Source organism: Streptomyces viridochromogenes DSM 40736 (genome assembly GCF_000158955.1).
Taxonomy (GTDB): domain Bacteria; phylum Actinomycetota; class Actinomycetes; order Streptomycetales; family Streptomycetaceae; genus Streptomyces; species Streptomyces venetus.
The window spans coordinates 8,502,889-8,517,498 of record NZ_GG657757.1 but is presented as its reverse complement, the minus strand read 5'-3'; the positions used below and the strand labels follow the sequence as shown (position 1 = coordinate 8,517,498).

Annotated in this window: 15 protein-coding genes and 1 pseudogene; 7 read left to right on the top strand and 9 right to left on the bottom strand. The window is 69.0% G+C overall.

What is annotated here, in order from left to right:
* Positions 1–219: 219 nt before the first annotated feature.
* Positions 220–882 (bottom strand): SUKH-4 family immunity protein, encoded by a 663-nt coding sequence (locus tag SSQG_RS37440; RefSeq protein ID WP_003995217.1) that lies wholly within the window; start codon positions 880–882, stop codon positions 220–222.
* Positions 883–891: 9 nt separating this feature from the next.
* On the bottom strand, positions 892–1,467 hold the full coding sequence (locus tag SSQG_RS37435) for a CGNR zinc finger domain-containing protein (protein ID WP_003995216.1): 576 nt from the start codon (positions 1,465–1,467) through the stop codon (positions 892–894).
* A 103-nt stretch (positions 1,468–1,570) separates the two neighbouring features.
* Between SSQG_RS37435 and SSQG_RS37430 the strand changes: the two genes are divergently transcribed.
* Positions 1,571–2,758, top strand: a complete 1,188-nt coding sequence (locus SSQG_RS37430) for an epoxide hydrolase family protein (protein WP_003995215.1) — start codon at positions 1,571–1,573, stop codon at positions 2,756–2,758.
* A 77-nt stretch (positions 2,759–2,835) separates the two neighbouring features.
* On the opposite strand, the gene SSQG_RS37425 is transcribed toward SSQG_RS37430, so the two are convergent.
* Both SSQG_RS37425 and SSQG_RS43310 read right to left on the bottom strand, forming a co-directional pair.
* On the bottom strand, positions 2,836–3,108 hold the full coding sequence (locus SSQG_RS37425) for a hypothetical protein (protein ID WP_003995214.1): 273 nt from the start codon (positions 3,106–3,108) through the stop codon (positions 2,836–2,838).
* Positions 3,109–3,215: 107 nt separating this feature from the next.
* A pseudogene (locus SSQG_RS43310) lies at positions 3,216–3,311 on the bottom strand (VCBS repeat-containing protein); the annotation flags it as partial.
* Between the two features lie 149 nt (positions 3,312–3,460).
* Here SSQG_RS43310 and SSQG_RS37420 point away from each other — a divergent pair.
* Complete coding sequence (locus SSQG_RS37420) at positions 3,461–5,026, top strand: hypothetical protein (protein ID WP_003995212.1); 1,566 nt, start codon at positions 3,461–3,463, stop codon at positions 5,024–5,026.
* A gap of 16 nt (positions 5,027–5,042) precedes the next feature.
* On the opposite strand, the gene SSQG_RS37415 is transcribed toward SSQG_RS37420, so the two are convergent.
* Positions 5,043–5,447 (bottom strand): STAS domain-containing protein, encoded by a 405-nt coding sequence (locus SSQG_RS37415; RefSeq protein ID WP_003995211.1) that lies wholly within the window; start codon positions 5,445–5,447, stop codon positions 5,043–5,045.
* 107 nt (positions 5,448–5,554) lie between these two features.
* On the opposite strand from SSQG_RS37415, the gene SSQG_RS37410 reads away from it, so the two are divergent.
* Complete coding sequence (locus tag SSQG_RS37410) at positions 5,555–5,887, top strand: helix-turn-helix transcriptional regulator (protein ID WP_039935808.1); 333 nt, start codon at positions 5,555–5,557, stop codon at positions 5,885–5,887.
* An 87-nt stretch (positions 5,888–5,974) separates the two neighbouring features.
* On the opposite strand, the gene SSQG_RS37405 is transcribed toward SSQG_RS37410, so the two are convergent.
* Positions 5,975–6,388, bottom strand: a complete 414-nt coding sequence (locus tag SSQG_RS37405; RefSeq protein WP_003995209.1) for a DUF4345 domain-containing protein — start codon at positions 6,386–6,388, stop codon at positions 5,975–5,977.
* Positions 6,389–6,478: 90 nt separating this feature from the next.
* Here SSQG_RS37405 and SSQG_RS37400 point away from each other — a divergent pair, with 90 nt between their 5' ends.
* On the top strand, positions 6,479–7,108 hold the full coding sequence (locus tag SSQG_RS37400; RefSeq protein ID WP_003995208.1) for a TetR/AcrR family transcriptional regulator: 630 nt from the start codon (positions 6,479–6,481) through the stop codon (positions 7,106–7,108).
* Positions 7,109–7,237: 129 nt separating this feature from the next.
* Here SSQG_RS37400 and SSQG_RS37395 read toward each other — a convergent pair whose 3' ends face one another.
* Positions 7,238–8,476, bottom strand: a complete 1,239-nt coding sequence (locus SSQG_RS37395) for an FUSC family protein (RefSeq protein WP_052310410.1) — start codon at positions 8,474–8,476, stop codon at positions 7,238–7,240.
* 178 nt (positions 8,477–8,654) lie between these two features.
* On the opposite strand from SSQG_RS37395, the gene SSQG_RS41200 reads away from it, so the two are divergent.
* Positions 8,655–8,879 (top strand): hypothetical protein, encoded by a 225-nt coding sequence (locus tag SSQG_RS41200; RefSeq protein ID WP_052310409.1) that lies wholly within the window; start codon positions 8,655–8,657, stop codon positions 8,877–8,879.
* A gap of 64 nt (positions 8,880–8,943) precedes the next feature.
* Here SSQG_RS41200 and SSQG_RS37390 read toward each other — a convergent pair whose 3' ends face one another.
* Positions 8,944–9,729: a thioesterase family protein gene (locus tag SSQG_RS37390; RefSeq protein ID WP_003995206.1), complete on the bottom strand. Its 786-nt coding sequence runs from the start codon at positions 9,727–9,729 to the stop codon at positions 8,944–8,946.
* 60 nt (positions 9,730–9,789) lie between these two features.
* Here SSQG_RS37390 and SSQG_RS41615 point away from each other — a divergent pair, with 60 nt between their 5' ends.
* Together SSQG_RS41615 and SSQG_RS37380 are read left to right on the top strand one after the other, a co-directional pair.
* Positions 9,790–10,356, top strand: a complete 567-nt coding sequence (locus SSQG_RS41615; RefSeq protein ID WP_039934476.1) for a TetR/AcrR family transcriptional regulator — start codon at positions 9,790–9,792, stop codon at positions 10,354–10,356.
* 413 nt (positions 10,357–10,769) lie between these two features.
* Positions 10,770–11,243 (top strand): hypothetical protein, encoded by a 474-nt coding sequence (locus SSQG_RS37380; protein WP_003995204.1) that lies wholly within the window; start codon positions 10,770–10,772, stop codon positions 11,241–11,243.
* Positions 11,244–11,355: 112 nt separating this feature from the next.
* Here SSQG_RS37380 and SSQG_RS37375 read toward each other — a convergent pair whose 3' ends face one another.
* Entirely contained in the window at positions 11,356–14,550 is a 3,195-nt protein-coding gene (locus SSQG_RS37375) for an alpha-L-rhamnosidase (protein ID WP_039934475.1), read from the bottom strand.
* Between the last annotated feature and the right edge of the window lie 60 nt (positions 14,551–14,610).

The window sequence follows — 14,610 nt, the reverse complement described above, 5'->3', positions numbered from 1 at the left end:
TATCCCTTTCCCAGGCCCGAGAAGCTGTGCGCGCGGGAACGTCACGGTCACCCGGATGCCGGACAGGCGGGGTGCTGCACACAGGGGACTCCTGTGCTGCCTCCCACTGCAACCTCGGCGACGCGATCATCGGAGACTGGACGCAGGTGGGGTGAGTCAGAGACTCCTTCAGCAGTTTCTGTTCGGGGGACGGTCGCCGCGGCTGTCCCCCGAGCGACTTTATAGGGCCTCCTTTTCGTACTGCCACCCATTGGCCTGCCGATACGGGGCGCGGGCTCCCGGACTGCTGCCCTTGAAACGCTGGCCCATGGCGATCTCGTCGCCCACTACCGACCAGACGGTCTCGTCGTCCTGGAAGGGGAGCGGGTCGATGCCGCTCGTCTCCTCGCGGATGCGATCGACCTCGCCGTCCAGGCGCTCGAAGTCCGCCTCCTCGTCGCCCTCGTCGCCCTCGTCGCCGCGGAAGGTGAACTCTTCGAGCAGGCGCTGGAAACGGACTGTGACTTGGACCAGAGAGGAGACGTCCGTGTGGAGTTCCTGCACGGTCCCCTCGTCGGGGTCGAAGGCGTGCACCTTGCCGGCTACGGGGTCGAGGGCGAGGTGCGCGTTGAGCAGCCAGCCGATGACGGGCCAGTCACCCGCAGCGTCCGCAGCGTCCTCGAAGTCCTCGATGTGGACGACGTGCCGGACGAGGGGCAGCAGGCCGTCGTCCTCGTCAGGCTGACGCAGCAGGAGCGTCCCGGTGGGGACGCCGACGGTCTGCAGGAGGCGGGCGCCCTCGGTGTCCGCGGCGGCGGGCGGGAAGGCCGTGGCGGGCAAGGTCGCGATGCGATCCTCGGCGAAGATGCCTGCGAGTTCACTTCGGGTGACGTCGAAAAGCAAGGGTATCGGTCACTCCACTGATCTAAGGTTTTTGCGCTGGTTGGCATTGAAGCGCGCTTTCTTCTGACGATTCCCGCACGTGTTCATGTCGCACCATTTGCGAGTGCGACTTCGACTGGTGTCGAAGAAGGCGGCTTGGCAGGTCTGTGATGCGCACAAGGCCAGTTTTCCGTCTCGTTCGCCTGCGATGATGCTGATCGCGTCGGCGGCGATCACGCTGAGGGCGTCTTCCACGCAGGACGCCGAGCTGAGCCGCCATCGCCGCTTGCCCTCGGACGTCAAAAGCGCCGCGGCACGACCCTGAGCGCTGCAGTCGTTGATGACTTGGACAGCAGACGCGGGGAGAGCCTCCTGGAGCGCGGCCGCTGTCGCGGCGGCGTGAATCGACTCCCTCAGTTCCCGAGCGAGGTCGAGCTGGGCAGTGGTGCACGCATCCACGGCGAGGCCGTTCACTGCCAGCCAGTCGACGAGTCGGTGCGGCGTGGGAATGCGCTCCACAGCGTTGCCGTGACGCTCCGACAGCGTCCCCGTGAAGCTGGTCGCCAGCACGCTACCGAGGCGGAAGTCAGGGTACGCAACACGCATGGAACCACCATAGCTGGTTGCAGCGCGACTCAGGGGGCTGCTAGAACCGTCATAGACGGTTCGCGACGGGTCGTAGCCGGTTCCTCGATGGCCAGGAGGTCTCATGCCCCCTCTCACCAGCGACGTGCAAGCAAGCGACGTGCAAGCGTGTGCAATTCGCGCAACTGACGCCGACCTCGACGATCTGCGCGCGCGACTGGCCGCGGCGCGTCTCCCGGAGCCTGAGACCGTCTATCGCTCCGCGCCCGACCCTCGCCGATGGGATCAGGGCGTTCCTCTCGCCGACCTTGTCGATGTCGTGAACTACTGGCGCACCGGGTACAACTGGCGGGCGTTCGAAGAGCGCCTTGACCGGATCGGCCAGTTCCGCACGACCATTGACGGTCTGGGAATCCACTTCCTGCACCGCCGATCCGGGCGCGCAGATGCCACTCCTCTGCTCTTGACGCACGGCTGGCCGGACAGCATTGCTCGATTCATCGATGTGGTGGACGAGCTGGCGGATCCGGAAGACCCAGACGCGCCGGCGTTCCACGTCGTGGTCCCGTCGCTGCCGGGGTTCGGTTACAGCGACAAGCCGGCCACCACCGGGTGGGGAACCGAAAAGATCGCGGCCGCATGGGTGGAACTGATGGGAAGGCTCGGCTACGGCAAGTTCGTAGCCCACGGCGGCGACTGGGGAGGCAATATCACCACGGTCCTCGGCGGCAGGTTCCCGGCGCACGTTCTCGGCATCCACACGACGTTCGCGGAGGGACCGCCCGGGTTGACAACGGACGGGCTGACGGCGGTCGAGCGCAAGTGGACCGAGGCAACCCGCGACTTCTGGCGCCACCGCGCGGCGTACGCGAAGCAGCAGGCGACCCGACCGCAGACCATCGGCTACTCGCTCGTCGACTCGCCGGTCGGGCTTCTTGCCTGGATCCTGGACAAGTTCGCTGAGTGGACGGACACCGAAGACAGCCCGTTCGAGGCGATTTCCCGAGACAGCGTTCTTGACAACGTCACCCTGTATTGGCTGACGCGGACGGGCGCATCGTCGGCCCGCATCTACTACGAGAGCCACAACTCGCTGGACCCCGAACTTCGGGTCGACGTCCCGTCAGCAATCACCATGTATCCCCGCGACGTCGAGAAGTGCCCGCGCCCCTGGGCGCAGGAGCGGTACCGGAAAATCGTCCGATGGGGGTCTCCCGAAAACGGAGGACATTTCCCGTCGCTGGAGGTTCCCGAGTATTTCGTCAGAGATCTGCGGGAGGGCCTCGCGGCAGTGCTGGCCTCTGATCGGTGAACGCGGCCCGGCGACCCGGCGTTCGATCATCGCCTGACCCGGTTCAAGGCGTTGAGGGGTGAGTCGGCCCGGAGTGGTCAGGGAGTGTCGCCGGTCCAGTCGAAGCGCCCCGGGTCGCCGGGGCGCGGATCGTAGATCGCCCGGCCGCCGGCGCCGAACTGCCCCAGCTCGGTGGGGAGCGCTACGCCGGTGTCGACCTCGCCGTGGGTCCGCTCGGTGATGTCGAGCAGCAGGCCGTCCAGCGGGCCGCCGACCAGTTCGGCGTAGCGCCGGTCCGGCCGCGGGCCCGGGTTGTCGTGGTCGGCGCCGTAGACCCGGCGGCGCAGCAGCTGTTCCTCATCACGGTCCATCCGTCCACCCTCGCAGCCGCCACTGACAACCGGGTCCGGTCGCGTCAGTTGCGGAAGCGAGAGCCATGGCCGGTCGCCCTGGTGGGGTTGCGGCGGCCCGTCGCGGACTATCGGGTCCTGAAGCGGCGGAAGAGGTTCCGGGCCACGTACACGCCCGGGCCGCCGAAGCCGACGATGTCGACGCGTCCGTCACCGGTGGTGTCGACTCGGAGTGCTGCGCTCCGGCCTTGCCTTTGGCGCGGTCCGCCGGACCACCCGATGACCTGAAGGAACTCGCTCACGTGGGTTATCCATCCGATCCGGGTGCGGTTGAGGCCAGGCGAGCACAAAGGAAGATCACTACCCTGCATGAGTGCTTTCCTACGACGAGTTGACTTCACCTGAGCGTGAGCTGTGGGACGCGTTTCCCGAGGGGCGGAGGGTGGACCTGCGCACGGGTACGCCGGAGGAGGACCGGGTAGCCGACGGCGGACGGTGGGGACCCGAGCGGACGGTGCGGGCGGCGGTGATCGCCGCGTTGCTGCTGGGCGCGAACACCGGACAACCGGGGGCGGTGGCGCGTCTGAGGCTCACCGGGGCACGGATCTCCGGGCGCCTGGACCTCGCCGGCGCGCAGATCGCCCACGCCCTCTGGCTGGAGGCATGCTGGTTCGAGGAGGCGGTGAATCTCCTCGGTGCGTCGACGCAGACCCTTGTGTTCACGGACAGCCGGATACCCGGCATCGAGGCCGATTCGGCCCGCATCGAGGGGAACTTCTCCCTGCGGCACGCCGTGGTGGAGGGCGGCGCTCCCACACCCTTCAACCGCTTGCGCACCGCCCTGTCGCTCACCGACGCCCGGGTGAGCGGCGGACTGCTCCTCAACGGGGCCGAGTTGATCGCACCCGACGGGTGGGCTCTGTCGGCCGGTGGCCTGGCCATGGAAGGGGGTGTCTTCTGCCGCAACGGGTTCGTCGCATACGGAGAAGTCCGGCTGATGGGGGCGCAGTTGCCAGGCACCTTGGTCATGCAGGGCGCCCGCCTGGAAGGGCCCGGTCCACGCGGCGTGGCACTCACCCTCGACAACGCCATGGCCTCGTCGCTCAAGTTCTCCGAGGGATTCACCGCGAACGGCACGGTGCGGCTGCGCGGCACGCAGGTCAGGGACAACGTGACCTTCGACGGAGCCGTCCTGAACGGCCCGCCGACCGACGACGGAAACGCCCCGGCCCTGGTCGCCATGCATCTGCAAGCCGTCGACCTCGATCTCACCCTCGCCCGGACCCCGTCCGGCATTCTCGATCTGCGGGGCGCCCAGGTGTCGTACCTGCACGAGAACGATCACAGCTGGCCGGAGAGGGTGGAGCTGGACGGCTTCGTCTACGGCTCCATCAAGACGGCGGATCCGAACGACGAGCGCCACGAGGCCGTGGGCGACCGGGAGTCCGTGGCCCGACGTGTGGCATGGATACGCAGCAGCCCGGGCTACAACCCGCAACCGTACGAGCAGTTGGCGGCCTGGTACCGCAAGGCCGGGCATGACGACGACGCCCGCCGCGTCCTCCTCGCCAAGCAACGCCACCGGCGCCGTGCGCTGTCCCCGGCAGCCCGTGCATGGGGTCATCTCCTCGACGTGACCGTCGGCTACGGCTATCGCCCCTGGCTGGCCGGTGTCTGGCTCCTCGCATTGACCCTGATGGGCACGCTGTCCTTCCGCACTGACTCCCCCAACCCGGTCAAACAGGGCGAAGGCCCGCCGTTCCAACCTCTCGTCTACACACTCGACCTCTTGATCCCCATCGGGGGGCTGGGGCAGCGCACGTCCTGGTACTGGCCGAACGACGGCCTCCAGTGGCTGGCCTACCTGCTGATCGCCTTCGGCTGGGTGCTGACGACCGCCGTCATCGCGGGTGTCACCCGTACCCTGCAGAAGAACTAGCGGGCAGGAGCTGAGCTCAGGAGGCGGCAGCCTCGTCGATCGTGGCTCGGATCTCCAGGAGATGGTCGACTCCGGTGATCTCACACAAGCGCCGAACCTGCTGCGAGGGCGCCACCACGCGCAGTGTTCCCGCCTGGTGGGTGAGGATCAGCAGATTCAGAAAAGCCGAGTCCGCGAAGGTGACGCAGGAGGCGTCCAGGATCACCTTCGGATGCTTCCTGGCCGCGGTCTCCAACGCCTCTGCGAGCGGCGTGATGGAGTCCATGTCGTAGGCGCCGCGGGCTGCTACGACCCAGGCCCCGGCCCACGCGTACTGAAGCGCCGCAGCCCCTCCCGAGGCGTGTCCGCCGGCCTGATCCGGCAATGGCTTCTCGCCGGCGTTGCTCACGAGCGTAGGCGCGACAGCCTCGTCCCAGGGCACTCTCGGGCTCCTTCTGTGGCTCTCCCTCACGGGAGCACGTCATCGATTACCTGAAAAGTATGTCATGTAACTGGGTTCAGGCAACGGCGGCATCTAAAATGCTCGGCATGGTCGGAGTGCCCGAATCCCACACCGGATGGACGTTCATCACCAGCCATGCGCGCGTACTGGCGACCATCGCCGACAACCCGAACGTCCGCATCCGTGACATCGCCGCCCGCTGCCGGCTCACCGAGCGCGCCGTCGCGCGGATCATCTCCGACCTCGAGCAGGACGGATACCTGTCCCACACCAGAGACGGGCGCATCAACACCTACCGCATCGAACCGGACAAGGTGCTGCGCCACCCGGCCGAAGCCGGCCTCCCTGTGGCCGCCCTGCTGTCCCTGCTCGTGCAGGACGAAACGGAGCGCGCCGGGAACCCGGTCGCTCCGCGGTAAGGCCCCATAGCTGATCACAAGGCCGCTCACGGGCAGCGCTGGGGCGACGGCCCTTATGAGCTGCCGCGCGTCTGAGCTGCCGCGCGTCTATCGCCCCGCGGGCACGGCCTCCGCATCTCCGCGCCGCGCCCGCTCCTCCGCGTCGGCCAGCCAGAAGAAGACCGGAGGCAGGCCGAGCTCGATCACCGTCAGCGCGATCTGGAACCACTGCGGCCAGCCGTGCACGGCGAGCGAGAGCAGTCGGCCCACGCCGCCCAGCAGGAAAACGCCGGCCAGCCATCGCACCGCCGGAGCCGGGATCGGACGCTGCCGCGCGGCCCAGAGCCAGGCCAGCCCGTAGCCGACGAAGCTGGCCCCCATGAACCGGCCCCAGCTGTCGACCGTCGCGCCGGCGGACGCAGCGCCAGGGATCGCCGCGTTGCCGAGTGCCACATGGAACAGACCGATCATCACACAGGCCCAGCCCATCACCTGTGTGAGTGCGCGCAAAACCCTGGCCATAGTCCCTCCAAGCCGCCTCGGCAGAGCTTAGTTGACATGCGTCTACTAAGATGGCCGCACTAGTAGACCCATGTCAACTAGACTGCGTCCGTGCCTTCCCGTCAGCGACTCACCCCCGCCGCCCGCCGAGAACAACTTCTCGCCGTCGGCGCACGGCTCTTCGCCGCGCATCCCTACGCCGACGTGCTGATGGAAGCGGTCGCCGAGGAGGCCGGCGTCTCCAGAGCCTTGCTCTACCGTCACTTCCCCAGCAAGCACGCCCTCTTCGCGGCCGTCTACCAGCAGGCGGCGGACCAACTGCTCGCAGACACACGGCTCGACCCCGCCGACTCCCTGGTGGAACAGCTGACCCAGGGTATGGACGTCCATCTCGACTACTTCGTGGCGAACCGCAACGCCGTCCTCGCCGCGAACCGGGTCCTCGCAGGCGACCCGGTGATCCAGACCATCATGACGAACGAGCTGGACGCACTCCGTACACGGCTGCTGGCCGTACTCCCCCTCGCGGACGAGAGCGCACGCGAGGCGGTGTCCGGCGTCCTGAAAAGCTGGCTGGTCTTCGTCCAGGTCCTCTGCGTCGACTGGCTCACCCACGAGACCTGTACCCGCAGCCAACTGAGGGACGTCTGCGTCGGCGCGGTTCTCGGCGCCCTCCGGCCGCTCCTCCCCCAAGACCCCGCCCCCGACTGGCCGCCGCAGGGACACGGCACAGGTGCCTAGGGGCTGTCGTCATGTGATCTTGAGTGCTGGGCCGCGAGGGTCCGTCAGGAGCGGAACTCCTCGGTCCCTGACCGATGCGGGCCTCCTTCAACGACGCGTCGAGCCGCTGGAAGGAGTCCGTCGTTGTCCTCAGGCACCGACACCGGGGGTCGTGGATGTGGCCTGGGCTTCGTCGACGCCGTGCTTGAGTACGTCGCAGGTGTGCTGGAACTCGTCCGTCAGGCGACTGGCCTCGGCCATGAGGATGCCGTACGGCTGGCCGGGGTCGCTGAGCGGGAGGGCACCGTCGCGGGCTTCGTCCTCCAGCCGGGCGCGGCACCGCTGAGCTTCCGCGGCGGCCTCACACAACTCCTGGGCCTGATCTTGCAGCCGGTCTTCGTCGACCTGGCCGAGCAGCTCGGCGATGTGGGCGAGGGAGGCCAGGAAGTCGCCGTAGGCGCGGGCGAAGTCGACGTAGTCCTGGCTGACGGCGGCATCGTGCCACTGGTCGAGGCTGCGGGTCGTGGAGGCCACCTGGTGGGAGACGCGTTCCAGGGCGTCGACGACGGCCTGGTAGCCGTCGAAGGACGTGCGGTGGCGGTGACGGCGCCACAGGCGTCGAGGGTTGTAGAGGGTGCTCTCCCATGCGGTGTGGACCGAGGACTGAGCCTGCTGCACGATCGGTGTCAGGTGGGAGGCGCGCCGCCGCCAGTGCCGGGTGCGTTCCTTTTCCAGCTTTCCCTCGCGCAGCGCCGGGTACATGTCGCCGACCAGGTCGCACAGCGAGCGGGCGAGGGTGTGGATGCCGTACTCGGCGCTGCGGTAGCGCAGGGGAGGCAGCACCAGCATGTTCACCACGACGCCGATGCCGCAGCCGATGAGCACGAGCACGAGGATCTGGCCGAGCTGGGACCAGCGCTGTGCTTCGCTGGTGGCGGCGACGTAGGTGGAGAAGGCGAAGAACGCCGCGGTGGCGACCTGGGAGCCCTGGGAGCCCAGTGGCCGCCACCGTCCGATGGCCAGGGCAGCCAGTGTCACCAGCACGAACGTGAGCAGGTGGGGGCCGGCCAGCAGACCCAGTACGCCCTGCAGTCCCACGCCCACGGCGACCGCGCCTACGTAGCGCAGAGCCTGCACGAGGGACTGGTAGACGGTGACCTGCATGATCAGCACCGCGGAGAACGGCGCGAACGCCGGCGACTGCGCGGCCATGACATCGTGCGCGATCACCCACGAGACGGCAGCCGCGAGGGTGCTCTTGCCGATGAGGGCCAGGGTGTGCCGCTCGTGCCCGTCCGAACCCGCCCGGCCGAACCACTGCCTCACCCGGGCCAGCCGGCTCTGGGGTGCCGCCTGTGTGCGCTGTGCTCCTGCAGCGGCTTCGGCCATCTTCCCTCCCGCTCTCGTTCCGCCACGGCTGCGTCTCGTTCCGCCACGACCGCCGGGCCAAGAGGTACCCCGTGCGGGGCAAGGCAGACTGTGCAAGAGGTCATACCTGCCTCGGCCCGCGGGGCGATGGCCTGCACAAGCCCCTCGCAGAGGCCGACTCCGCCGCAGGTCGGCCGCTTTGCTCCAGCGCCTGTTCCGCTCCACCGACTGTGTCGACACCCGGCTGCGGCGGACGGGCCAGGAGCGCGGCTGCATTATGGGTCCGGGCACCCTGTGGCGGTTCGTCGGCGACTGGTACACCGGGCGCCTGGAGCCGGGCTACACCCGCCGCGACCCCGCCTCGGCCCCCGCCTCCTTTGCCGAGGTCGGCCTACACGGGGCGTTCTGGGGACTGCCCGGCTGACGTCCGGATCTGCCTGCCCCCGCAGGTCCCGGGCCGATGCCCTGACCGCTGGCCGGCAGGCCGGCTAGCGGGGTTCGACGAGGAGCGGCTGGGTCGCGGTGCCGAGCGTCCCGGACACGTCGTGCAGGCCCGTCACCGTGGCCCCGATCCCGTCTCCGGACAGTGAGGTACGGGCGTCCAGCAAGATCCACTCCCCCGCAGGATGCCGGTGCAGACTCAACTGCAGAGCCGTAGGCACGAACAGGAAGCGATCCAGCGCGAGCTCGCTGGAGATGCCGTTCGCCGAGTCGGCGACCACCGCCAGGCGCTGCAACGGGGTTGCGGCCTCACCCTCGACCACCGGGACGCGGACCCGGGTCCAGACCGCGGCAGGCCCCGGCTGCCCGCCATCGCCGTGGACGAACCGCCACTCGATCGCGTCGGGATAGTGCCAGGCGTCCGGGAAGCCGGGGAAGGGCGGATCCGGCATGGCAGCCGGGATGGGGGGCAACGGCGACGAGCGGTGCTCGACGCGCCGGTCCGCACCCGCGCTCGTGGTCATCGTCCAGCACCTGGCTTCCGCCACCACCCTGCCGCCGATCGTCAGCGTGGCCGCGTCGAGGCGGACCCGGCGACCGGGACGGAGCGTGCGCACCGCGACCTCGCCGGTCTCGCGGGGGATCGCGCCGAGGAAGTCGATCTGGGCCGCCGTGATCCGCCCCTGGCCGGCCACCGCCTTTTCTATCTCACCGAGCAGGAGCGCGGATGGCGGGCCGCCGTGCTGCAACGACTGGTCCCAGGGGCTCTCGGTGGCACGCGTCGGGTCGAACGCGGTGGGTCCCACCCGGCGGTAGAAGGACTCGTTCATCATCCCGGCGACGATACAGGTCTGTATCGTCCGGTAGCGAGACAGGTCTGTATCGTAAGGATCGTGGTTGGCACCAGGGACGCCCGTGAGCGGGTACTGCGCTCGGCCGCTGCGCTGTTCTACGAGCACGGCATCGGGGCGACCGGGGTCGACGTGATCTCCGAGCACGCATCGGTGGGGAAGATGTCGCTGTACCGGCACTTTCCCAGCAAGGACGATCTGGTCGTCGCTGTGTTGAGGTTCAGGGACCAAACGCATCTGGACTGGCTGCTCCCGCAGAGCGATCTCGATCCGCGCCGCCAGGTGGCAGGGATGTTCGACAGGATCGGCCGCGCCGCCACGCGCCCCGGCTTCCACGGCTGCCCGTTCGTGCGGGCCGGTCTGGAGTTGCCGGTGGGGCATCCGGGGCGGCAGGTCGTACGAGACCACAAGGCGCGGTTGCGGGCACGGCTGCGCACGCTGGCTCAGGCACTGCATGCGGCGGACCCGGTGGCGCTGGCCTGGCAAGTGGTCACGCTGGCCGATGGCGCCGCGGCGGAGTGCGTACTGCAGGGCAGTGGCACTCCGGCACGCGCCGCCCGCGCGGTGGCGATGCTCGCCCTCGACGCGGCCGCGCAGGACAATCCCTAGCCGCGCGGCGGGCCTGCCCAAGGCCCTCTCCGGCACGTCATCACGCACACGCCCGCTGCAATCCCAGCCACGAGGCCGCTGAACAGGACAAATGGAAGTCTGATGGGAGCGCTAGCCGCTGTACGGCGCATTTTCAATGCACGACACGCCAGCGCCAGTGTGAAAGAGCGTCAGCCGGGTCCCCCGGGCGGCTTAAAAGTATTACCAACTGGCCTTCGGTAAGGCTTTTCTGATGGCTCATCAAGAACGCGATCCGAGGCTTTCGGGCACCCGATCGGCCCCTTCTGTCGCCCCCTCAGAAATTCCCGAGGTGGCGACAGAAATGGACATGAGTATGTTCGATCATGGTCGGCGGCTCAGCTGACATCCCTGAGAGATGGAGGAGTGGAATGCCTGAGAAAAGGAAAAACGGAGTGCGCGGGCGGACCGTCGTCGCGATCGCACTGTCCGTGGGCATCGCGGTCGCGGCCGCAACCGGCGTGAACTACGCCTCGGCTTCCAGCTCCGTCCCGCAGTCCGCCCCGGCGATGCAGGATGCCGACGCCTCCGCGCCCCTCGGAGGCGACGGCGGCCAGACGGACTTCAACAACCGCCACAGGAACGATGACGAGGGACGGGTTTTCGTCAACGAGCGAACCTATTCGGCGGACCCGGGTGTGTGCACCGCTGTGATCAGTAGTCCCGCCACCAGCTTCAACGTCCGGAACGAGAGCAACAAGACCATCGAATTCTTCACCGGGATCACCTGCGACAACGGCGCCGCCATTGCGACGATCGGGCCCCGGAACTCCAGCAGCGTCATCCCCGGCACGACGGTGTTCGATGGCGCCGTGGTGCCGTTCGCGCTGGTCGGCAGCTTCCGGGCAGTCGACAACAAGCACCACTGACCCCGCGCGGACCAAGGGCAGCGACGAGCCTGCCCGTGTGGCACTTGGACCCCGGCCCGCCGCAAACGGGCCGGGCCCGTACCCCTCGGGCATGCGCCTTCGTCCGGGACGGTCAGTTGACGAACCGGTGCCGGCCCGGTGGCGCGAGGAACACCGCGCAACCGTCCTCGGTTCGCTGCAACTGCGCTTCCCCATGAGTGACCTGGTCGGCGTCGCGGCGAAGGGGGATCCACACCTCGGCGGTCGTGTTCGCGGGAACGCCGAGGGAGAGACTGAATCTCTCGCCGTCCAGCGTCCATCGCGTCGAGATCGGCCCGCGTACCGAGTGCAGCCGTCCCTGGGCCCGCTTGAGGCTACCGCCTGGCCGTGGGCGGACGAGGACCCTGCGGTAGCCCGGCTCGCCCGGTGCGATGCCCGCGATGTTGGCGTACATCCACTCCCCCACGGACCCGTAGGCGTAGTGGTTGAACGAGTTCATGCCCGCATCCTGGAAGGAGCCGTCGGGGCGGATGGAGTCCCAGCGTTCCCACATCGTCGTGGAGCCGCGGTCGATCGGGTAGCCCCAGCTGGGGAACGAGCGTTGTTCGAGCAGCCGGTACGCGACGTCGACATGACCGGTGTCGGTGAGGACGGGAAGCAGCCGCGGCGTGCCGAGGAACCCTGTCGACAGGTGCCAGTCCTTGCCGCGGATCAGGGAAACCAGCCGGTCAGCGGCCGGCTCCCGGTCGGTCTCGGCCAGCAGGCCCATGGACAGGGCCAGGACGTACGCGGTCTGCGTGTCGCCCTTCACCATCGCGTTCTCGTCCACGTAGGCGGCGCGGAAGGCGTCGCGCACGGCCCGGAACAGCTCGGTGTACGGCGCGCTGTCCTTGCCCAGTACCTGTGCCGTGCGTGCCACGAGGTCGGCCGCGTGGGCGAAGTAGGCGGTGGCGACGACGTCCTTGGGTGTCTCGTCCTGCACGTTCAGCCAGTCGCCGTAGCCGGTGGCGGGACGCAGGTGGCCGGAGCTGTGGGCGCGCAGATGGTCGAGCCATCTCAGCATCGACGACCACGACTCCTCCAGCACACGCGTGTCTCCGTAGGCCTGGTAGAGGGCCCACGGCACGGTGACCCCGGCGTCTCCCCAGCCGGCCGTTCCCGATCCCGTGATCTGCGGGTTGGGTGCCACGTCCGGGAACGCCCCGTCGTCGCTCTGGGCGTCGCGCAGGTCGTGCAGCCACTTCGACAGGAAGCGCGCCGACTCCATGACGTAGGTGGCGGTCGGTGCGAAGACGTTGATGTCGCCGGTCCAGCCGAGCCGTTCGTCCCGTGCGGGCGTGTCCGTCGGCACGGACAGGAAGTTGCCGCGCTGCCCCCAGGTGATGTTGCTGTGCAGCTGGTTGAGCATGGGCGCATCGGTGTCGAACTCCATGGTGAACGGGGCCGCCGTGTGGACGACGAGTCCCTTCACCGCGCTGAGGGGAGGCGCGCTGTCGCACCCGGTCACCTCGACGTAGCGAAACCCGTGGAAGGTGAAGCGGGGCTCGCAGGTTTCCGGGCCGGCGCCCTTGCAGACATAGGTGTCGGTGGCACGGGCCGTGCGCAGATTGGCCGTGTAGATCGTCCCGTCGGGGTTCAGCACCTCGGCGTGGCGCAGGCGGATGGTGGTGCCCGCCTTGCCGGACACGGTGAGCCGGACCGTGCCGACCATGTTCTGGCCGAAGTCGTAGACGTACACGCCCGGCTTCGGCTCCGTCACCTCGCGGGCGAGCAGGACACGTTCGACCCGGCAGGGCGCGTCGAGCTGGGCGACCGGCTCGGCCGTGACGTCGTCGACGGCCTCGGCCGGTGCCCAGTGGCCGTCGTCGAAGCCGGGGCGGGTCCAGCCCTCGGTCTCCAGGCGGGCGTCGTAGTCCTCACCTGCCAGCAGATCCGCCCTGGTGACGGGTCCGGTCGCGGCGCGCCAGCCGGTGCCGGAGGTCACACGCTGCGTCGAGCCGTCCTGGTAGGTCACCTCCAGCTGGGCCAGGAGGGCGGGCCGTTCGCCGTAGTGGTGCGGTCCCGCCCAGGCGATGTTGCCCGAGTACCAGCCCGCGGCCAGGGTGACACCGAGCGCGTTGGCGCCGGTCGAGAGCAGTTCGGTCACGTCGTACGTCTGGTACTGCACCCGCTTGCCGTAGTCCGTCCAGCCGGGAGCGAGCCGGTCCTCACCGACGCGGCGCCCGTTGATCCGGGCCTCGTACAGGCCGAGGGCCGTCGCGTAGAGGCGGGCTCGGGTGATCTTTCCGTGTTTGAGCTGGAAGGCGTGGCGCAGTTGTGCCGCGGGGGCGTGGTCGGGGGCCACTTCGCCCCAGGGGCCGGCGCCCCAGGCGGCCGCCTTCTTGGCGGCCGGCCAGGACGAGTGGTCGAAGGCGCGGGAAGTCCAGTCTCCGGTCGGCTCCGTGTCCGTGGCCCTCCAGTCGTCTCCCGTGGACAGCAGGTGCCGCGATCCGTCGGCCAGGGTCAGTTCGAGGACGGCCAGCAGTCCGGCCGGCCCTTCCTTGTCGTTCGTCGCCTCGACGGCGACAACCCCCGGGCCGGTGCCGATGGACTTCGTGACGTCGATCAAGGCGGGGCGGCGCCACGCGTCGGCGGCGGAATCCGCCTCGACGGAGGCGACCCGAACACCGTTCACGTGGGCCGTGTAGCCGTCGTCGGCGGTGAGGACCAGACGGGCCCGTGTCACTCCGGCCGGAACGTCGATGAGGCCGCGGAACCATCGCGTCGCCGCGGGCACGCTCTGGGTGGGGTCGCCCTCGGGGAACCAGATCCAGGACGCCCCCTTCAGGGCGGGTGCGTCGACGAGCTCGCCGGGAGCGGTGATCCAGTGGGCCGACCAGTCCTCGATGCCGGTCTCCCACCAGGACGGCTCGCTCCACGGGGAGGCGGTGCCCGAGGCGTCCCATACGCGGACCTGCCAGTGATAGCGGGTGCGCGGCTCCAGAGGGGGTCCCGCGTACGGGACGAGGGCCGACTCGGCGGAGGCGACCCGGCCGCTGTCCCAGACGTCGGGGTCCGCCAGTCGTTGTGGGGTCGTGGCCACTCTCACCTGATAGGCGCTCTGGGTTCTCGCTCCGGACAGGGGCCAGCTCAGCCGTGGCCGCGGCACGTCGATGCCGAGCGGACGCCTGGCGTACTCGACGGTGGGCGCGGTGACCCGCAGCCGCGCGGCACCCGCCTGCGCCTTCGCCGTTCCGCCCGCGGCGGCGGCATGGGCGCCCGTCGTGGTCAGGGCTGTGGCGACGGCGGCGACGCCGGCCGTTCCCAGTAGTTCTCTCCTGCTGATCACGGTCGTCTCCGTTTCCTGCGGGAGGTGAAACGTTTTAGGTAGAGGGGAATTTAGGGAGAT